22 protein-coding genes are annotated in these 20,369 nt (G+C 46.0%); 4 read left to right on the top strand and 18 right to left on the bottom strand.

The window, feature by feature from the left end; all coding sequences use genetic code 11:
• The 5 genes from QZV86_RS03935 to QZV86_RS03915 all read right to left on the bottom strand — a co-directional run bounded on the left by QZV86_RS03935 (position 1) and on the right by QZV86_RS03915 (position 5,633).
• Positions 1–906 carry a 2-hydroxy-3-oxopropionate reductase gene (locus QZV86_RS03935; RefSeq protein WP_295624236.1) on the bottom strand — a complete coding sequence of 302 codons (906 nt, stop codon included), beginning with the start codon at positions 904–906 and terminating at the stop codon, positions 1–3.
• Positions 907–1,032: 126 nt separating this feature from the next.
• The gene (locus tag QZV86_RS03930) at positions 1,033–2,967 is read right to left on the bottom strand and encodes a nitric oxide reductase activation protein NorD (RefSeq protein ID WP_295624234.1); all 1,935 of its coding nucleotides are present in this window, start codon (positions 2,965–2,967) and stop codon (positions 1,033–1,035) included.
• 3 nt (positions 2,968–2,970) lie between these two features.
• Positions 2,971–3,795, bottom strand: a complete 825-nt coding sequence (locus QZV86_RS03925) for a CbbQ/NirQ/NorQ/GpvN family protein (protein WP_295624232.1) — start codon at positions 3,793–3,795, stop codon at positions 2,971–2,973.
• An 18-nt stretch (positions 3,796–3,813) separates the two neighbouring features.
• Positions 3,814–5,148: a cbb3-type cytochrome c oxidase subunit I gene (locus QZV86_RS03920; RefSeq protein WP_295624230.1), complete on the bottom strand. Its 1,335-nt coding sequence runs from the start codon at positions 5,146–5,148 to the stop codon at positions 3,814–3,816.
• Between the two features lie 32 nt (positions 5,149–5,180).
• Positions 5,181–5,633 (bottom strand): cytochrome c, encoded by a 453-nt coding sequence (locus QZV86_RS03915; RefSeq protein WP_295624228.1) that lies wholly within the window; start codon positions 5,631–5,633, stop codon positions 5,181–5,183.
• A gap of 575 nt (positions 5,634–6,208) precedes the next feature.
• Here QZV86_RS03915 and QZV86_RS03910 point away from each other — a divergent pair.
• Complete coding sequence (locus tag QZV86_RS03910; protein WP_295624226.1) at positions 6,209–7,465, top strand: EAL and HDOD domain-containing protein; 1,257 nt, start codon at positions 6,209–6,211, stop codon at positions 7,463–7,465.
• Between the two features lie 23 nt (positions 7,466–7,488).
• Here QZV86_RS03910 and QZV86_RS03905 read toward each other — a convergent pair whose 3' ends face one another.
• From QZV86_RS03905 to QZV86_RS03895, 3 genes are read right to left on the bottom strand one after another with little or no spacing between them, the layout of a single operon-like run.
• Entirely contained in the window at positions 7,489–7,875 is a 387-nt protein-coding gene (locus QZV86_RS03905) for a TM2 domain-containing protein (RefSeq protein ID WP_295624224.1), read from the bottom strand.
• 4 nt (positions 7,876–7,879) lie between these two features.
• Positions 7,880–8,092: a DUF4177 domain-containing protein gene (locus QZV86_RS03900; RefSeq protein ID WP_013647157.1), complete on the bottom strand. Its 213-nt coding sequence runs from the start codon at positions 8,090–8,092 to the stop codon at positions 7,880–7,882.
• Between the two features lie 36 nt (positions 8,093–8,128).
• Positions 8,129–9,088, bottom strand: a complete 960-nt coding sequence (locus QZV86_RS03895; protein ID WP_295624222.1) for a hypothetical protein — start codon at positions 9,086–9,088, stop codon at positions 8,129–8,131.
• A 307-nt stretch (positions 9,089–9,395) separates the two neighbouring features.
• On the opposite strand from QZV86_RS03895, the gene QZV86_RS03890 reads away from it, so the two are divergent.
• Entirely contained in the window at positions 9,396–10,151 is a 756-nt protein-coding gene (locus QZV86_RS03890) for a carbonic anhydrase (RefSeq protein ID WP_295624220.1), read from the top strand.
• A gap of 102 nt (positions 10,152–10,253) precedes the next feature.
• Here the strand turns inward: QZV86_RS03890 and QZV86_RS03885 are convergent, their stop codons facing one another.
• The 8 genes from QZV86_RS03885 to bioB form a co-directional block, all read right to left on the bottom strand.
• Entirely contained in the window at positions 10,254–10,892 is a 639-nt protein-coding gene (locus QZV86_RS03885; RefSeq protein ID WP_295624218.1) for a hypothetical protein, read from the bottom strand.
• Between the two features lie 48 nt (positions 10,893–10,940).
• Positions 10,941–11,237 (bottom strand): DUF3175 domain-containing protein, encoded by a 297-nt coding sequence (locus QZV86_RS03880; RefSeq protein ID WP_295624215.1) that lies wholly within the window; start codon positions 11,235–11,237, stop codon positions 10,941–10,943.
• Positions 11,238–11,374: 137 nt separating this feature from the next.
• Positions 11,375–11,920, bottom strand: coding sequence for a hypothetical protein (locus QZV86_RS03875; RefSeq protein WP_295624213.1), 546 nt, complete (start codon positions 11,918–11,920; stop codon positions 11,375–11,377).
• 5 nt (positions 11,921–11,925) lie between these two features.
• Positions 11,926–12,603, bottom strand: coding sequence for a dethiobiotin synthase (gene bioD / locus QZV86_RS03870; protein ID WP_295624211.1), 678 nt, complete (start codon positions 12,601–12,603; stop codon positions 11,926–11,928).
• A 2-nt stretch (positions 12,604–12,605) separates the two neighbouring features.
• Positions 12,606–13,487, bottom strand: coding sequence for a malonyl-ACP O-methyltransferase BioC (bioC, locus tag QZV86_RS03865; RefSeq protein WP_295624209.1), 882 nt, complete (start codon positions 13,485–13,487; stop codon positions 12,606–12,608).
• On the bottom strand, positions 13,465–14,235 hold the full coding sequence (bioH, locus tag QZV86_RS03860; protein WP_295624207.1) for a pimeloyl-ACP methyl ester esterase BioH: 771 nt from the start codon (positions 14,233–14,235) through the stop codon (positions 13,465–13,467). Before bioH ends, bioC begins: the two co-directional genes overlap by 23 nt.
• Entirely contained in the window at positions 14,232–15,398 is a 1,167-nt protein-coding gene (bioF, locus tag QZV86_RS03855; protein WP_295624206.1) for an 8-amino-7-oxononanoate synthase, read from the bottom strand. Before bioF ends, bioH begins: the two co-directional genes overlap by 4 nt.
• The gene (gene bioB, locus QZV86_RS03850; protein WP_295624204.1) at positions 15,399–16,409 is read right to left on the bottom strand and encodes a biotin synthase BioB; all 1,011 of its coding nucleotides are present in this window, start codon (positions 16,407–16,409) and stop codon (positions 15,399–15,401) included.
• A 135-nt stretch (positions 16,410–16,544) separates the two neighbouring features.
• On the opposite strand from bioB, the gene QZV86_RS03845 reads away from it, so the two are divergent.
• Both QZV86_RS03845 and trmL read left to right on the top strand, forming a co-directional pair.
• A complete protein-coding gene (locus QZV86_RS03845; protein ID WP_295624203.1) occupies positions 16,545–17,231 on the top strand; it encodes a ComF family protein in 687 nt (228 codons plus the stop codon).
• 20 nt (positions 17,232–17,251) lie between these two features.
• The gene (gene trmL, locus QZV86_RS03840; RefSeq protein ID WP_295624201.1) at positions 17,252–17,716 is read left to right on the top strand and encodes a tRNA (uridine(34)/cytosine(34)/5-carboxymethylaminomethyluridine(34)-2'-O)-methyltransferase TrmL; all 465 of its coding nucleotides are present in this window, start codon (positions 17,252–17,254) and stop codon (positions 17,714–17,716) included.
• Between the two features lie 6 nt (positions 17,717–17,722).
• On the opposite strand, the gene QZV86_RS03835 is transcribed toward trmL, so the two are convergent.
• Positions 17,723–19,819, bottom strand: a complete 2,097-nt coding sequence (locus tag QZV86_RS03835) for a type IV pilus secretin PilQ (RefSeq protein ID WP_295624199.1) — start codon at positions 19,817–19,819, stop codon at positions 17,723–17,725.
• Between the two features lie 31 nt (positions 19,820–19,850).
• Entirely contained in the window at positions 19,851–20,369 is a 519-nt protein-coding gene (locus QZV86_RS03830) for a pilus assembly protein PilP (protein WP_295624197.1), read from the bottom strand.

Below are 20,369 nucleotides of genomic sequence, written 5' to 3'. Positions count from 1 at the left end.
TTATTCCAGATGCTTCCGAATTTCGTGGTTAGCAAGTTTTTCCAGCATTTTGACAATAGCGGAATTATCCCATTTTGCACCGCCATGCGCGAGACAAGCAGAAAATAATTCACGCACCGTTGCGGTATTCGGCAAACTCACACCCAAAGCCGATGCGCTTTCCAATGCAATATTTAAATCTTTTTGATGTAATTCAATGCGAAAACCGGGCTCAAAGCGCCGGTTAATCATGCGCTCCCCATGCACTTCCAACACGCGCGAAGCCGCAAAACCGCCCAACAAAGCCTGTCGAACCTTAGCCGGATCCACTCCTGCTTTGGAAGCGAACAATAACGCTTCAGCCACTGCCTCGATCGCTGAAGATACGACAATCTGATTGGCAATTTTGCAAACCTGGCCAGCACCATTTTCACCCACGCGCACAACGCTCTCTCCCATTAACTCAAGAATGGGTTTCACATTCTCGAACACTGCCACGCTCGTACCTACCATGATCGTCAGCGCCGCATTTTTCGCCCCGACATCACCGCCAGACACAGGTGCATCCACATAATCATGACCCAGCGCATTGATGCGCGTTGCAAATTTACGCGTTTCCAATGGCGAAATCGAACTCATATCCACAATCGTTTTGGCCTGTCCTGAACCAAGTCTCAATCCCTCGACAATGCCATTTTGGTCAAACAAAACCTTCTCCACATCCGGCGTATCTGGCAACATAGTTATAATTATATCCGCATGCCGAGCCACTTCTTTAGGCGACAAAAATTCCCTGCCACCCAGCGCAATCAAATCCGCAGTCACCCCGCTGCGCGAATGCAGAAACAGACTATGCCCCCCCTTGATCAAATGTCCAGCCATAGGCTTCCCCATGATACCCAGACCGACAAAACCGATATTTGCCATAAAAATATAAACCGGATTTAAGAAAAATCAAATGAAAGAAGCTAATTACACCATACTTAGCCACTTTTTAGAAACCAATCACGCGGACAACTGCAGCGGCTCCATTAACCCATTCTGGTTAACTGATCACCCCACCAATTGCTGGCAGATGATGGGAAGAACGTGGGAAAGGCGATCAGGTCGGCCCACAATGGCATAACCTCCTTTTCCAAAGAGATAGGGAAAATAATCCTGAGCCTTGCGGTCTATCGTAATCCCAAATACCGAAAGCCCGGCTTTACGGGCTTCCAGAATCGCTCGCCGGGTATCTTCAATACCGTAACGGCCCTCATAATAATCCAGATCATTGGGTTTGCCATCGCTTAATAAGAACATCAGACGATGGCGCTCAGGACGTTTACTCAGAAGTTGACAGGTATGACGTAAAGCGGCTCCCATACGCGTGTAGTAGCCAGGGCGCAGCACCGCGATGCGACGCAATACCTGGCTATTAAAAGCTTCATTAAAATCTTTGATGACTGAGACACGGACATGGTGTTTTTTGCGCGAAGTGAAGGTATAAATTGCGAAGGTATCTTTACAAGTAGCAAGACCCGACGCCAATGTTATCAAAGCTTCTTTTTCGATATCCAGGATGCGTCGGTTATTCACCCAACTATCGGTGGAAAGCGACACATCCATCAATATGGCAACAGCCAAATCGCGCGTCTGCTGGCGCGATTTTAAATAGATTTGATCAGAATTATTTCCATTAGCAAAAAAATCACATTGCGTCCGCACCAATGCATCGACATCCAATTCAATCCCATCCAATTGGTCACGCAAAATTTCACGCTTGGGCCGCAAGGCTTCAAACTGACGCTGGACTTTACGAAAAAGGCGCCTGGCCTGAAGGTCGGGCACCCATAATTCGCTGCCTTCTTCTGCATTCTGAAAAATAACTCGACATTGCTGAGCATGATAATCTTTGCGCCGATAGTCCCACTCAGGATAGGTGTGTTCTGCAATCAAGGCAGCTGGATTGACATCATCGGGTGCGAAATCAAGGTCAAATTTCAGCTTGGTCGCAGCCCTACGCTGATGCGGATTCAACGCTATTTCTTCAATTTTTTCAGAAACTTCCTTAGCTGCCTCTTCATCATCATCCTGCACAGCGCGATTGACATTGACCATTTCAGACCAACTGATGAGCTTCTCAAAACGATTCAATAACATTGGATCATCCCGCTCGCTTTGCTCGAGTCTCTCTCTACGACTTTTTTTCTTGCGCTGATCCTTACTTTCCGCACTGCTACTGCCATCATTCTGATCTGAACGATCCGCCATCGCACCTGAAGAAGCCTTGCCAAAATCTATTCTTCCCCACAAAGGAACTGGCAGAAAAGTATGATAATGCAGTGCGGCATTCCAGCACTCAAAATCAGGCTCAGGCTGCTTAATAGCATGCAAAAATATCTGACCACCTGCGTTTGAGCATGGCTTTCCTAATAGAGCCTGGATCACGGCTTCAATAGCTTGTTCCTGTTCAGACAGGAACCGTTCAGGCCGCTGTCTACAAAGCGCCTGACAGAGTTCTTGATAATCCTGAGCAAGTCCCGGAAAGGTATCGCATACTTTTAAGCTACTCCAATAGGCGTTATGCAAGAAAGCAAGATCCGTTTGCAAGGGATCACCCGATGTTTCACAGTGGAAATCTTCCGCCACGGCAAAGTAGGCGGCTAACCAAAAGTATAGACGCCGATTTAAGGCTGTCGATGGAAAGCAAGCAATGATAGCAGGCAGCAGCATCCGCTCGGCATTACATTCTATTCGCGGCATAGATTCCTGATCCATACCAAGGCGTTGCTTTATTTTCAGACGATGTCCAGAAGATTGCGGCGTCCCTGCTGCCAAAACAATGCCCGGCGCACCACCCATACCGCGAAAAAAAACACTCAGAGAAGAGCGAATCGAATCCAACGTAACCGCATCATCCGGGTAATAGGGATAACTATCTGCCTTACCGACCAGACGATGCCAATAGCGGCCGATTTGCTCTTCCAGATCGAGAAATTCCCACATGCTTTAGCCGTAAGTTGCGCGTATCAGTTCCAACAAACCTTGCTTAATGTCAAGATCATCACACAATGGTTCGACCAGCGCCGCTTCAGCCGCTTGGGCAGGATCCAATCCGGTTTTCATTAGAATCGCGCAGTAAACCAACAAACGAGTGGACACGACTTCTTCCAGATCGACTTCCTTCAGTTCGCGTAATCTATTCGCAAGATTCACCAGTGGCCTGCATTGTTCCATCGATAAACCGCTTTCGCTAGATACAATTTCAACTTCCGCTTCGAGCGGAGGAAAATCAAAGCTGATGGAAACAAAACGCTGGCGCGTACTTGGTTTCAAAGACTTCAGAATATTTTGATAACCTGGGTTATAAGATACCACCAGCATAAATTCATCAGGCGCCTTTAGAATCTCACCGGTGCGTTCCAACGGTAGAATCCGACGATCGTCCGTCACTGGATGCAGCACGACCGTGACATCTTTGCGTGCTTCCACGACTTCATCCAGATAACAGATACCACCCTCGCGCACGGCACGCGTCAATGGACCATCCACCCATACCGTTTCACCCCCCTGAAGCAGATAGCGTCCGGTCAAATCAGCCGCAGTCAGGTCATCGTGACAGGATACTGTATGGAGTGAGCGACTCAATCGAGCCGCCATATGGTTTATAAAACGGGTTTTGCCACACCCTGTCGGTCCCTTGATCAGCAAAGGCAATTGTTGACGATAAGCCGTCTCAAAGATTACGCATTCATTACCAATCGGTTTATAGAATGGAATTTCTTCCAATATGGATGGTCTTTGTAGTTCCTTCTGATGCTGGAACTGACTCACGATTGATAGCCGATATCATTATTGCGCATTCGATTGCGCCGTGACCTGCCCTCGGACAGGCCCCAATGCCGAATAAATATACAGTATTGCTCCGATCACAAAAAATATGCCGGAACCTAACCGGAACCAGTAGAACAATTCAACTTGCGACTGAATTTCCATGAAGCCCATTCCTAGCACACGCTGAAGATGTGTCTGCAAGACACCCGCAAACGCAAGCGTAAAAGTCATCAATACCATCGAACCGGTCATGATCCAGAAGCTCCACATATTCAGAATCTGATTAAATGGCTGCAATCCCCGCAGAGCCGGTAACGCATAAGTAAAGAAAGCTAGATTTAGCATGACATAAGCTCCATAAAAAGCCAGATGTCCATGAGCCGCTGTCAATTGGGTACCATGGGTATAGAAATTTATTGATGGAAAACTATGCATGAGACCTAGCACGCCAGCACCAAAAAAAGCCATTACCGGGCAACCCAGGCTCCAAAGCATGGCCGCTTTATTGGGGTGGTTACGCCCACTTCTGTGAACAAGATAAAAAGCCCATAAGATCATAGCAAAAAAAGGCACCACTTCCAGAATCGAGAATACCGCGCCAATCCAATGCCAGTATTCCGGTGTGCCGATCCAGTAATAGTGATGACCGGTCCCCAGCAAACCACTAAACAGAGAGAAGCCCACAATGACGTATAGCCACTTTTCTATCACCTCACGGTCAACTCCAGTTAACTTGATCAGCAGAAACGCCAACATAGCTGCCATGATCAATTCCCAAACCCCTTCAACCCAGACATGCACCACCCACCACCAATACAACTTATCCAAAGCCAGATTATCAGGGTTATAAAAAGCAAACAGGAAAAAAATCATAGCGCCCCATAGACCCAGCAACAAAACAATAGAAACCACGGTTTTCCGACCTTTGAGAACCGTCATGGTGATATTATAAATAAACACGATAAAGGCAATGGCCATGAGAATTTTGATCACAAAAGGCTGCTCCAGAAATTCACGCCCCTCATGAATGCCAAAAAGATAACTAACTACAGCAGCCAAAGCAGCAAACACAAAGATTCCAAGTTGTAACCAAGCCAGCTTTGGACTATGAATTTCACATTCGCTCTCTTCAGGTATCAGAAAATAGCTCGCTCCAAAATAGCCCAGCAGAAGCCAAACCAGAAGCGCATTGGTATGGATCATGCGGATAATATGAAAAGGAACCGCTTCAGATAAAAAATTTGGAAAAACGTAAACAGTCCCCGCCAGCACACCAGCCAATACTTGGACCAGGAATAAGGCTAGTGCGGCTATAAAATAGGGATATGCAAGCTTCTGAGTCTGGTATTTCATTATGAATCTCCTTAGGCAAATCTTATATACGGTCAGCCGGCATCATTGGGAGGCCAACCCAGTGTATCAATGCGACTTGTCCATTCAAGAAAGTCAATTAAATCGTCCAGCTCTTGTTCTGTCAGATTAAACTGCGGCATTTGCCGCCGCCCCTCTGTGCCAGTGGGCTGCGCACGCATCCAGGCTTTAATACCCATGCGCGCTCCTACCGGACTTTCACGCCCGCCATAACGAACCCATACATTTCCCAGCTCCGGAGCAAAATAAGCGCCTTCGCCCAGCAAGGTATGGCAATTAATGCAAGAATTGCGCTCCCACACATGTTTTCCTCTGGCGACAGCTTCTGTCAGAGTCGATTCATCGGTCGAAACGTTCCTGATATAGTAGTGACTGTGCACTGTTAACAACACAAAAACCACTAGAAAAAAAATCGAACCACCATAGAAAATATTGCGTGCTGCGGACTTAGTCAGACGGTCTGCCATACCTCCCCCTTATTCACAAACGCTCAAAATACACACACCATTAATAGTGTCTTTTATCCATAATAATCAGATGGATAAATTGTTTTTATAGAATATGGTTCAATAATAGCGTAAGTCAATGGCTATGTGAAGCAATGTTTACATAGTCAGAGCAAAGTCGCTTCTTATTGAAAAAATGGATGAGAATTCGTTTCAGTGAAAATCTCAACAGTTTCCCAGCCAGCGCTTCGTACAAAGCATAGAGTTTATTTTGGTTAATGCGTGCCAAGCTCAAGCGTGTCAGCTTCACATACCCCGGGTGATAAAGACGATGGACTGGCTCCGTCTTTACGTATTCTTGCAAATACAAAAAACCATCTGCACTAAGAATGATAAAAAAATAAGTACATGATCAAATTTGCCATTTAGCTATTAAAAAGCCGCTTTATTATCACAAAGCAATCATCGACTTTGCTATATGCTCCTCTGCGTGAAAGATAATATACATTCCTATCACTCGAGTATCGTTAGGGTTTTAGCAATAGCATCGAACAACCAAGAATTATGCGCTGCAATCAATTTTTCTGGAGAAATCTATGGGGAGCATCTGTCTTGGCCGCCAGCCAATTCTAGATCGTAATCGCAATCTAGTGGCATTTGAGTTACTGTTTAGACAAGAAGGCTCTGAAGAAGCAGCTAATGTCATTAATGACTTGTCGGCATCCGCGAACGTTATCGTAAATGCCTACGGAAAGTTCGGAATCCACAATGTGCTAGGTCATCAGCGGGGCTTCATCAACGCGGACCCCGATCTCATCTTGAGTGACATTATTAGCTTACTGCCCAGCAAGCATATCGTGTTAGAAGTGAAGGAATTCGCATCCATTACACCGGAGTTTCTACAGCGCTGTAAGGAACTGAAGCAAAGGGGGTATCAGTTTGCGCTCGACAATATTGTGGCTGTCAACAATCAAGTTGAGCTGCTGTTGCCCTTGGTCAGTGTCGTCAAAGTCGATGTTCTGGCTCAGACCAAAGATCAGCTCACCCAGCTGGTTAATCAGCTCAATCTTTGGCCTGTCTTACTCTTAGCGCTAAAAGTTGAAAACCAAGAACAGGAGACGCACTGCAGGCAATTAGGTTTCCAAATGTTTCAAGGCTATTATTTTGCCAAACCTGAAGTTATGTCGGCCAAGCATGTTGACACTGACAAGGTCTCCTTATTAAAGCTGTTAGCTTTGGTGATGCGCAATAATGATCAAGACAGTGATATAGATCAAATTGAGAAAGAATTTAAAAATCAACCAAGCTTAAGTTATAACCTGTTGCGTATGGTGAATTCAGGTAACGAAGGTTTACCACTCATAATTAATTCTATTAAACAAGCCGTTCAGTTAATGGGACGCAAGCAGTTACAAAGATGGATACAGCTTTTACTCTATACCTCCAGCCAATCGGCGGATACGGATAGTCTATCTGATGAAATCACACAAACTGCCGTAACACGCGGGAAATTGATGGAATTAATCGCAACGGCTGAACGCCCTCATGATAAGAACCATCACGAACGTGCTTATATGGTTGGCATCTTGTCGCTTCTGGACGAACTACTTGGCATTGAAATGCAACAAATCGTCAGCAAATTAGGAATTTCTGATGACACAAGCCAAGCCTTATTAACTCGGCACGGACGTTTGGGTCAGGCATTAAAATTAATCGAAGCCAAAGAAAAAGGTGAAATAACCTCCATTCACTCCCTATTATCCGAACTCGGTTTTCTCAGTTTGGATGACTTTTCAGATATTGAAATGCAAGCAATAGCATGGGTTAATCGTGCAGAAGAAATCATGAATTAACATAGCCTGTAGCAATATTACGCTTAACAGCCTGCGATAAGCCTACGATAGATTCTTTCCATCACACCATTATTGTATTCCTGAACTACAATCTGTGCGTTAAATAGGGCCTTAAGCTCAATGATCGTAATAGCAAGCAATAAAAAAACACCTAAAATAACCGCAGGCGTGAATAGCAACATGACTCCCAGCAGAAAAATACTGAAATTGACTAAACCCCGAAACCATTTACCCAGATAAAAATGATGCAACCCGGCGATGAATAAGAAATTAAGCGTAGCGTAAGTATCCGGATCTTTCAGATCTTTCTCAACTTGCTGGAAGAATTGCAGTCGTTTGTCATCCGGTAATTCGCGCACCAGCCTCCTAATACGTTCTTCCTCCTCCTGAATCACCTGTTTCGTTCCCATCGCACTAGCGTGCCAACGTAATGATCACCGCCTCGCGCTTCCAGAACAGCAAGAACCGTTTCTGCTCAACGAACTGAAAAACCAGTGTCCAACCATCGGCTGCCTCTTTATTCAACGTCGTTTCTAGTCGTTTGATCGGAATACCGGATGCGCCCAAAAAAATTGTTCCGACCCCGCCTTCTGTTACGTGTAACACTTTATATTCCTTATAAGCCATTATTCGATTTCCTTCGATTTAAGTAAAATGTCTGCTTCAAAACCAGCCTTCAAGGCGCCACCCACGCATGACGAACAGCGGAACGAATGCGGGCGGAATAAACAACCGATCCTCTGCATTGGGAATACGAAAATAATGTTGCGCTTGCAGAATGACATCATCATCGCGACTCAAATCAATTACTGCGCGATTGGGTAATTCGCGCCGCCCCAGATAGCGCACTTCAAACGCTTCGAAGCGCAATGGATTGGCTGGATTAAAAACACCCATTCCATTCGCGCGCGCCTGACGCACAAAATCACGAGTACGCCTTAAATCGGAACTAGCTTCAGCTGTTCGCCTTGCCATACCAGGTGAAAAAACAGCTTCCAACAACGATTCTTTCCGGAATGGAGCAATATTCGGCCAGATAAAATACGGCAGTGCCGCACCGCTTTCCAGTTGCCGCTCATTGTACGAAAGCGGCCGTGAGCCAGGTATATTAGCGTTGGGTTGATTACGATTGATAAAAGCCAGAAAACGCCCGTAAGAATCAAATACCTCGAAAGAGAAAGAAAGAAAGTATCCAAATGTATCCGAGGTTTGCCCAAGTGCATCCATATCCGCTTGTACCTGCGCAATCAATGCCTGCTCAGCGTTATCACCGTGGAAGCGATGATTGATGCCTACGCCTGGGCCGATACGAGTACGCAAGTGAGCTATGAGATCAGCATCTAGATTATAAGAATCAAACTGGGGTAGAAAAGGATCCGTCAGATAAGTGTCCCATTCCTCTGAATCAAGTCGACGATGTGCTTGTGAGCCCGGTAGTTGAAAATTCTTTTCCGGTGTATCCACACCGAGAAAACGCACCGATCCACTTCCGGAGAAATAAAAACCAATCGTATCGCCATCCGCGATGGAAGCATCCAGTGATTGCGGATTACCATTCGCCCCGCGACGAATAGAACCAACAGCACGGATATTGCCGTTTACGTCAAAGAAAACATCAGCCATAATTACCCTCCCTGCAGATCAACAGAATTAGGTTCCAAAACAGCTTTTCTTGTTAAGGCCATCAACGAAGTCGCATTTCATCATAACATAGCACGTTAGATCTACCATAGAGTCCGTAGCCCGCAGATTGGAGTGGGTCTGCGAATCCCCAATAGGTTTTATCCTAAATAATCAGAGAAAAACAGGAACTCAATTCCCTGAAAACCTTTTCACCCTTATTGTCGCTTAATTTTCCCGCAATCCCTCTATGTTCTTATACAATATAAAAAATCCGTGCAAAAATTATTTTACGTAAAAAGGACAAAAAATGTGCCAAGCCTCTAACGAGCAAGAAAACACGCATCTGCAACAAAATCAGCAAAGGCGCTCATTTCTAAAAATGGCCGTGGCATCTTCGCTCGGGTTGGGAATTGCAGCTGCTGATAAGGTAATGGCCACATCGGGTGTCGTTACAACGCCGCCACAACCTGAAAATGTACTCACACCGGAAGCGGCGTTAGAGAGATTGATGGCGGGTAATGAGCGTTATGTTGCAGGTCAGTCTACGCCATTGAATTTTAAACATGAGCGTGCCGCATTGGTCAGCGGACAGAATCCCTATGCCAGTATATTAAGCTGCGCTGATTCACGGGTGGGCCCTGAGTTCTCATTTGATGAGCAACGGGGGGATTTGTTTGTCGCGCGCGTTGCTGGAAACTATCTAACTACAGATTTTGTAGCCACACTTGAATATGCCGCATTGGTTTTACATACTCCCCTTATTATGGTGCTTGGTCATCAAAATTGCGGCGCAATCCAGGCTGCTATTGATGCTGTAGATAATAGCACGCAATTTCCTGGGCATATTCAATCTATAGCCAGTGCACTGGCGCCAGCGGTGAGAGCCATTGACAAGAAATCGGAAAACCGCATTGACGATGTAGTGGAAATGAATGTGATACAAAACGTGCGTGAATTGAAAAAGCAGACACCAATCCTCAGTCGATTGGTCGCCGAGAAAAAACTGCTTGTGGTCGGCGGTGTATATAGCTTGAAAACAGGCAAGGTCGATCTGGTTGCTTGATTCTTAACTAGTACAACGCGTAAAAGTAGCAGGCGACCTTAAGAAACGGTAGTTGATACAACAGAATCTGTAGTATTTACAATTCATTTCCCGGTCGATTTTTTATTCCCAAATCACCATCTTGAAACGCTCTTTGACAATACCAAAGTAGTTACACTTCCAATCACTTTGCGCAAAAAAATCCAAGTGATGCCACTGATCTTTCAGTTTCAGGATACTCGCAGCGGCATCGTCCCAATCGATGGCGGCAAGCTTAAGTTCCAGCTGCCGTTTGTGCACTTCGACTTCATCAAAGTCAAAACCATCATATTCCCAGTGTAATACCTCAAATACATTGCCAACGCGATCCGCATAATCCATGCTGAAATCCAACCCCCACTTGGGGCGCATCCTGATAATTTTATAGACGAGCGGGTTTGTTTGCGCCCATCGCTCCAGCTGCTCCAGGGCTTCGCCGGTGTAACCTTTACGCTCAAACAGCAAACTGTGATTCAGCACAGCGCCTTCCACCCGTTCCGGTTGCGTGAACCAAGGTAATTTTAAAGCACGCCGATGTTCTCGATGCGCTTTAGCAGGCGTTAAGTTAACTTCGGCATAACATTGCTCCAAGTCGGTCAGGTCATAGCCATTTTGATCAAAAAGCGCTAATTCACGGGCTGTCGGCGGATTCATGCCACCAAGCGGTTGATTCCAATAGCCGTTAGGGGTAAATTGATTGTTGGTTAAATCCAAGTAATTCATGGTTATGAAAAATTTTATCTGATTGACAAGCTGTTGTGAAACGATCGGCTAAAGTTCGATTCGCGTCTTTCCATACAGTTCACGCAGCTCATTCTTGCCTTTCTCCAGCACATCGCTCTGATGCGCAGACAAATGCTTCCCCGCCCGGTTAATATAAAAATTAAGCATCGACATTGCCGACGCGAGCGGCCCGGCCTTGCACCGCCCGCTATTGTCGGCAGATCGTTTCAGCGACAACGCAATTTTGTGCGGATCATCCCATGAAAAAACACCGGATTCAAGATCCAGTGCATGACTGGTCTCGGTGACTTGTTGTAACCAATGTTGGGATTCATTTTTAAGCATTTATGATTTCAGATATAAAAGTCAAACATTGCAGTATTGCATACTGGATATATAACCTTAGGGCGTGATGTAATGCGCAATAAGTTGTCATTACAACTCACAACACTCCAAATTTTTTAATAAAACACTTTGCAAGTTTATTTTAAGAAAGATGCTAGTGCCAATACTCCAACAACAATAGGTATGTATACCTTCATCCAAAGATTTTCACTAACTATTATAGCTTTAAGACCGCAGAATACCGATTCTATATGCTCCTGTATGCTTGGATAGATAATCACTGATTCACTCAATGTCCCATTTGATTCTTTCCATTTCCCGAGATCGAATTGCTTCCTAAAAAGACAAGCAGTAGAATTGAGAGGTTGCAGCCCGTACTTGTTTGTCTTAGCTGCCAAAGCAATACTTTCTTGTATTAAAATCCCAAGCTTAGGAGCATCTCCATAACCCAAAGTATACTTCTCAGCCACTTCGTCAAACTTAGACCATAAATGACCAATTAAGAGAACAAAAACCATAAAGGGCACTAGCATTGCTACAGCAAACTGGTTGGTTATCTTGATACCCGATAATTCAATCCCCCATGCACTAAAATTCAAGGATTCAACAGTGACACCCAGATACTGAACTATCAGTGAAATCACAGAGACTATCAACAAATAATTTGTACAATTCATCTTCATTTTTCTTATACCCAGAATTTCTCGAGTTTTGAGATAACTAAAGACTTAGCAATTTTTTGCGATTCCATTTTCAAATCAAATGACAATACACTCAGCAAAGGACAACCCAACCGCTGTTCCAATGTCGCAATATTCTGTTCCAGAACTCGCATCTGCGGATCGATACAATTCGCCACCCATCCCGCCAAGGTCAAACCAGCAGCTCGTATTGCCTGAGCCGTCAGCAACGCATGATTCAAACAACCCAAACGCATGCCAACCACCAATATCATCGGAAGATTCAATTTTATCGCCAAATCCGCGCCAGTCTGCTGCTGATTGATCGGCACCAGAAACCCGCCCGCACCTTCGACGATGACAATGTCCGCTTTGCTACTGAGTTCCTGGTAAGCCTGATGAATAATCATCAGATCAATTTCTGTTCCGGTTTGTTGCGCGGCGATGTGCGGAGAAATGGGGGAATCAAACGCATACGGATTGATTTGCTGGCGGGTAATGCTTATGTTGCTGGTGGCGAATAATAGTTCGACATCCGGCCATTTTCCATTCTCGCTGCCTGCCGCGATCGGTTTCATGCCGGCGACTTTGTTGCCTTGTGCGGCGAAGGCGTGCAGCAACGCGCAACTGACAGTGGTTTTGCCGATTCCGGTATCGGTGCCGATGACAAAAAATCCAGCACCCATGCTTAAGGAATCAAACCCAGTTGCCGACGTGTTTCTGGTGTCAGTATTGAATGGCGGTCAAAGGGCCGCCAGGCGTGGCCGTAAATTACTTCAAAGGTGGCGGGCAGTTTGCCGTCGCAGCGTAGTTTTTCGTAGGCGTTGATGGCTTGCTGCCATTTGTTTTTACCCATCAATCCTTGTCGCCTGCCAAGCAAAACGTTATGCGCGCCGATCGCTTTTAAATCGCGCATTACGCTGATCACATCGGTATAGGTCAACGTAATATATTCCATATCCATCACTGGCGTGGAGAAACCATTGTGCACCAGCAAATCGCCGATGTCGTGCATGTCGATGAAGCGATTAACGTGGCTAAACGTATCGGCTTGCGCAAAAGATTGGCGCAGCTCCTTCAACGTGTCCGGACCGAAAGTGCTGAACAGCAGCAGACCATCCGTGCGCAGAATACGGTGCATCTCGGCAAACGTATGCTCCAGATTGTTACACCACTGAAATGCAAGGTTCGACCATACCATGCCGACACTCTCATTTTTGATCGGCAGCTGCTCAATATCGGCGCACACATAGTCCGTGCGTTGCTGCTGCAACGGCAACAAGCGTTGCCACCAGGCCGTATCGGGACGCGCGTGAGACAGCATCGTCCAGGCAATATCCAGCGCAATTAATTGAATTTTCGGATAGCGTTTGGCCAATTGCTGGCTGCCGTAGCCGGTGCCGCTGCCAGCATCGAGGATGACATCAGGCCGGTATTTGATGTATTCCAGGCGCGACAGCATGCGGTTGCTGATTTCACGTTGCAGCACTGCCGCCTGGTCATAGCTGTGGGCGGCACGCCCGAACGCAGTGCGCAGTTGTTTTTTATCAAGCGTGTATTCGGAATTCATTGAGGTAAGTCACAAATTGTTCAGGATAGGATAAAAATGGTGCGTGACCACAGTGCGCAAACATTACCCGCTGCGATTGGGGCAATTGTTGATGCATCCAATCGGCAGCAGCCGGATGAGTAATCACATCATTTTCACCATGTAATAATAAAACCGGCTGTTGAATTGCGGCGACACGATCACGCAAATCACTCTGCTGCAAAATCCTCAGTCCTTTCTCCAATGCGCCGGAATCTGGTTCGGCGCGCTGAAAAAAATGCTTACGCAGTTGCGACAGAACCTTGCTCGCATCACGGTCACCACTCATTTGCAAGGTTAAAAACCGGTTAATGGTCGTGGCATAATTGAGTTTCAGATTTTCCAGGAAAAGTTGCAACAATTTACGCTCCATGCCCGATTCCCAATCGTCGTTTTTGGCAAAGCACGGCGTGGTGGAAATCAGAACCAGTTTCTGTACACGTTGCGGTTGACGCAACGCCAATTCCATCGCGATCTGCCCGCCCAATGACCAGCCACCCAGCATGCAACGCTCGGGCAGAATTTCCGCAATGATCTCGACCAAATGATCCAATGTCCCTGGCTCGCACGCAGAGCTCAGTCCATGTCCTGGCAAATCCACCAGATGCAAGCGGAACTGTTGCGTCAATTGATCACGAACACCACTCCAGATACCGCTGTGCATCGCCCAGCCATGCAACAACACCAGATCGGAGCCATGCCCCATGGATTCAATGTGCAACTGCGTCATGCCTGCAGTGCGATTTCTTGCAATGCTTCTGCCAAACGCAAGACGTCGTGCAACTGATGCGCCGTGGACAACGAAATGCGCAATCGCGCTGTCCCTTGCGCAACCGTTGGCGGACGAATTGCTGGCACCAGAATTCCCCGTTCGCGCAAACGCTGACTGATGCGCACTGCCTCAGTACTTTCCCCGATCAGCAAAGGCTGGATCGGCGTGCTGGAGGGCAACAGCTTCCATGACAGCGATTGCAGCACTTCTCTCAATTGCGCGATATTTTGCATTAACGCATCCCGTCGCCATTCATCCTGTTGAATTAATTTCAGGCTGGCCATCAGCGCTTGTGCTAACAAAGGCGGTGTCGCCGTGGTGTAAATATAACTGCGTGCGGACTGAATCAGGGTTTCGATGACTTCCGCTTGCGCTGCGACAAAAGCGCCGAATACGCCTGCAGCCTTTCCTAAGGTCGCCATATAGATAATATTGGGCGAATGAATGCTAGCACAATCCGACAAAAACAAGCTACCGCGTCCCTGCCTGCCCAACACACCAAAACCGTGTGCATCGTCCAGCAATAATACTGCATGATGTTTCTCGCACAGAGTTATCAGTTCAGAAATGGGTGCAATGTCCCCTTCCATGCTGAATACCGCGTCTGAGATCACAAGCTTACGCCGTGCACTGCTACCAGACAATCGCTGTTCCAATATCGCAAGATCGGCATGCGGGTAGCGGATAAACTCAGCGCGCGATAACAAAGCTGCGTCATTCAGTGATGCATGGTTCAGTTTATCGGCGAATATAGCGTCTTCTCGGCCAACCAATGCCGTGACGACACCGATATTCGCCATGTAACCGGTAGAAAATAACAATGCTTGCGGAAACCCGGTAAATTCCGCCAACGCTTCTTCAAGCACATGATGCGCGGAAGAATGGCCGTTGATCAAATGCGACGCGCTTGCTCCGACACCATAACGCCGCGCTCCTTGACAGGCTGATTCGATCAAATCCGGATGATTGGCCAATCCCAGGTAGTCATTGCTGCAAAAAGCCAGGTAATCACGTCCATCCATAGTGATATGGCTTGATTGCGGGCTTTGGAGAATTCTTCGCTGTCGCAGCAAGCCTTGTTGCTCACGCTTACGTAACTGCTCAGCCAGGTCGGGAAGCATCTATGACAGTGCGTGAAGTCCCAATTTCCCCATCAGCACTTGATCGCGATCGGTTTCGGGATTCCCCGTCGTCAACAACTTATCTCCATAGAAAATGGAATTGGCACCCGCCAGAAAACATAATGCCTGAATAGCTTCAGGCATTTCCTGCCGTCCAGCGGATAAACGCACCATGGCTCTCGGCATGGTAATCCGCGCGGCGGCGATGGTACGGACAAATTCGAGCAGGTCTAGCGCCGCAGTACCATACAGCGGTGTGCCCTTGACTTGCACCAAATGATTGATCGGAACCGATTCGGGGTACGGATTCATGTTGGCCAGTTGTGCGATCAATCCTGCGCGCGAACGGCGTGTTTCGCCCATGCCAACAATGCCGCCGCAACATACGTTGATTCCAGCATCGCGGACTTGCTGTAATGTGTTCAAGCGATCCTGATACTGCCGCGTGGTGACAATTTCTTCGTAGTATTCAGGTGCTGTATCAAGGTTGTGATTATAATAATCCAGCCCTGCATCCCCCAGTTGTTGGGCTTGTCCGGGTTTTAACAAACCCAGCGTGGCGCAGGTTTCCATGCCCAGTGATTTGACTGCACGCACCATTTCAGTCATTTTTTCGATATCGCGCTGCTTCGGACCCCGCCAAGCAGCGCCCATACAGAACCGCGACGCGCCCTTGTCTTTTGCTGCTGCCGCAGCAGATACCACTTCATCCAGTGATAGCATGTCCTGGTTTTCAACTTCGGTATGATAGCGCGCCGCCTGCGGACAATAACCGCAATCTTCCGGGCAACCGCCCGTCTTCACGGAAATCAGCGTAGATAATTGCACACCATTTGGGTCATGGTATTGGCGATGCACCGTTTGTGCTCGAAAAATCAAATCATTAAAAGGCGCATTCAACAATGCTTCAACTTCTGTCACATCCCAAAATTCAGTATCCTGCGATTCCTCGGTAATATTGCTTGAGCTGTTTTCCGTTTCGCTACTCGTAATAAGTGAATTCAAATTCATGCCGATTAACCTGCCATTCTCTTTAAATAAAACACGATCTTCTATCATCAATACTTCGGATGATCAAGGATTCAAGTGGCTCTGTCAATTTTTCCGTGACTCTTTATTCATAACAGATCAGACATTATTCCCATCATGACTCAAACAAACTGTGTGTTATGCGGCGTATCCACAAATCAGGATTTCTGCGAACCCTGTATTCTCGATCTGCCGCAATTGCCAATCAACCATTGCCCTGTTTGCCTATGGCCAGTTCCTACCTCGGAAATATGTGGTGCTTGCCTGAATAAACCACCTGCATTTACACGCACCATTGCAGCCCTTCGCTACTCCTTTCCTGTCGATGCGCTGATTCATGCATTAAAATATCGAAACCATCTTTCCTTGGCATCGATCCTAGCCAACTTGCTCATCAAAAAACTAAAGACCACTAATACACTTCCGGATATCATCATACCGATGCCTTTGCATCCAATCCGATTACGTGAACGTGGATTTAATCAGGCAATGGAAATCAGTCGCTACATTTCGAAATCGATGGAGATAATTGTGCTGCCTGATAGCTGCAGCCGGATTAAGCACACGCTACCGCAAACCGGATTACCCTGGAAAGACAGACAGAAAAATATTCGCAGTGCTTTTAATTGTAAAATAAACCTTTCCGGCAAGCATGTTGCGTTGGTTGACGATGTCATGACAACGGGCGCCACATTGAATGAGCTAGCCAAAGTATTACGTAAACACGGGGCAATTGAAATCAGCAACTGGGTAATAGCCCGGACTTTACCCGAAAAAAGTCAAATAGACTCCCATCCATTATGATATGCAAATAATCGCACACTATGTACAACATTATTCTCTATCAACCCGAAATTCCGCCCAATACAGGTAACATTATCCGTCTCTGCGCGAATACCGGTATGCAACTACATCTTGTTAAGCCTTTAGGATTTCCCCTCAAAGATAAGCAATTATTGCGCGCAGGCCTAGATTACCATGAATTCGCTCAAATCAGAGTACATGACAATTGGGTAGATTGCTGCCAGAACCTGCAAAGCCATCGAATGTTTGCAATCACCACCAGAGGAAAGCAGCAATATGACAAAGTTGCCTACGCAGCGGGAGACACCTTTCTGTTTGGCACAGAAAGCCGCGGATTGCCCCCACATATTATGGACACTTTCCCGGAACAACACCGCATCCGGGTGCCGATGGTAGCCACTAGTCGCAGTCTGAATTTATCCAATGCTGTCGCCATTATTGCTTATGAAGCATGGCGACAGGCTGACTTTTCTATGGGAAGCTAGACAGTGCTATTGTAGATTCAGGCTATCGTTTAAAATACGCGGAGTCACAAAAATCAACAATTCGCGTTTATTGTCGACCCTGCTTGTATTGCGAAAAACGTGACCGAGCACAGGAATATCACCCAACATCGGCACTTTATTGACTACTCGATTCTCGGTTCGATCAAAAATACCACCAATCACTACAGTCCCCCCATTTTCCACCAATACTTTGGTAGTTACTTGCTTAGTATTAATTGATGGTGGGAGGAATTGATTAATAATCGCACCAATTTTGTCCTGATTGACATTTAGTTCCATATCAATCTGACCATTATAGGTAATCAGGGGTTTGACTCTTAAGCGAAGCGTTGCATCCATAAAACGAATACTTGTAGCACCACTGCTTGTGGCTTGTTGGAAGGGAATCCGATCACCTTGTTCAATAATTGCTTCTACGCCATGGGCTGTGACTACACGCGGACTGGCAACCACTCTACCTTTCTGATCTGTTTCCAGCGCCGACAACTCAAGATTGATTAATCGATTATTATTAATCTTCATTAAGCTCAAACCCAATGCGGCCGGACCGCCCAACAAACCGGTGGCAACCGCAGCAGGTAAATTCACATTCAAATTGTTGGCACCGCTCACCCCACCACCAGCAGCCAGCGCACTTGAACCTGTTACATTACCCGAAACCCCCAATGTTTGATCGCCTAGCCCGCTCGCATTTTGTATACCAAAGCGCGCTCCTAAATTGCGACTAAAAGTATCTGTCGCTTCAACAATGCGCGCTTCAATCATGACTTGTCTTTCAAATACATCCAGCTTCTGGATGCGTTTTCTAACTTCATCTATTCTGACTGGAATATCGGTAACCGTCACTGTATTACTAATCTCATCCATATTAATCGTACCACGCCGGCTAAGCATGCCTTCAAATGAAATTGAATTAACCCTGCGATGATTCAGATGATAAGTTTCTGAACGTAACGGCTCCATCTCGGCTATTTGCATTTGCGCCTCCACATCAAGCAACTCTCTGTCTGCCATTTCTTTTCGCGGCGCCACGAAAATGACGTTACCTACCTTACGTTTATCTAACCCGTGTGCCTGTAACACAATATCAAGCGCCTGATCCCAAGGCACATCTTTTAACCTTAATGTGAGATTCCCTCCCACCGAATCACTGGCGATAATATTCAAATTGGTAAAATCAGCGATTACTTGTAACACCGCCCTAACCTCCACATCTTGGAAATTAAGCGATAATCTTTCACCGGTATATCCACCATTAGCACGTCTCTTTTTCGCTTGTTCTTCTTCTTCCTCTGTCAGTGACCTTACTTCCAGAACAAATCTTGTACCAGATTGGCGCGCCGAATGCTCCCAACGTCCACCGGATTTAACATGCATACGAACATTATTCCCTTTCTTGGATGTTTCAATGATCTGTACAGGCGTAGCAAAATCCATCACATCGAAACGCTTTCTAAGACTACCTGGTAGTAACGTATCAACAAATTCAACGAAAATATCATCGCCTTGTTGCTGTACATCGACGCTTGCTCCAGCTTTTGTCATATCAACTTCGATACGACCTTCACCTTTTGCGCCACGGCGAAAATCGATGTCTTGCAAGCTATTCATATGCAAATTAGAAGTTTCCTCGGCAAAACGCACAACAGCAGTAGATGTTCGATTTTCAGGCACAGTGAGCAACTTGATTAATAGTATATTCTCCTGCGCTATGATTTCATGCCGCATTAACCTAGCCAAGTTTAATACCAACCGTGTTCTATCGCCTACCTGAATGACATTTATGCTGCGCAAGTCTCCTTCAGAAGCCTCCTGTTCATTCCGCCCTAAGCCGTTGGAAACTTGATAAAAGTCAAAATAAATACGGTTTGGATTATCTAAAGCAACCCCCATTGGAAGCGCTTGCAGCGGATGATCAAGGGCAATCTTTGCGATTACCTCGCTATTTTGGAAGGTTGAAATATCGATTGAACGAATACTATTATGGAGTGCCTCTGCTGTTGCCGTTTGCGGAGAAAAAATCACCATTGAAAAACAAATCAATATTGCAGTAAATACCATATTAAGGCCATATCCTTTCATAGCTATTGTTAGCTTAATGGTTGTTACGTTGCTAATTTTTCAGCGTAAGTGCACTAGTTCTTTCAATCCATTCATTCACCCCGTCTTGTACGATTTCTAATAATTTAACCTCAGATTCTGTAATATAACTAATCTTTCCGAAATTCGAACCTAAATAATTACCAACCTTTACACGATATAGCGCCCCATCCGGTGATTTTATTACAGCAAAAATCACATCATGCTGTTGTAGTGAGCCAACCATAGATAAGTTCTCCAGCGGATAGGATTCCAAAAACTCTTTACGTCGATTCAAATCAGGTTGAATTTCACTTGTAGGCGCTTGCACTTGATTATTTTTGCGTGGCAGAAAAGGACTTGGCATATCAAACACCTGATAAGTAAAAGATTTATATGGAACAACTTCAGGCAACGGATCAATCTCACCTTGCAACCCTTCCCCCGAACTATGTATGAAAGCTTCCAAATCACTGTAATCACTTCGACTGCACGCAGTTATCAAGTTAAACCAAATTATAATTAATGCTAGCAGATATATGTTTTTAATCAT

The sequence above is a fragment of the uncultured Nitrosomonas sp. genome (assembly GCF_902826915.1).
Classification (GTDB): domain Bacteria; phylum Pseudomonadota; class Gammaproteobacteria; order Burkholderiales; family Nitrosomonadaceae; genus Nitrosomonas.
Note: the sequence above shows the minus strand (reverse complement) of the source record. Positions and strands in the feature narration are given on the sequence as shown.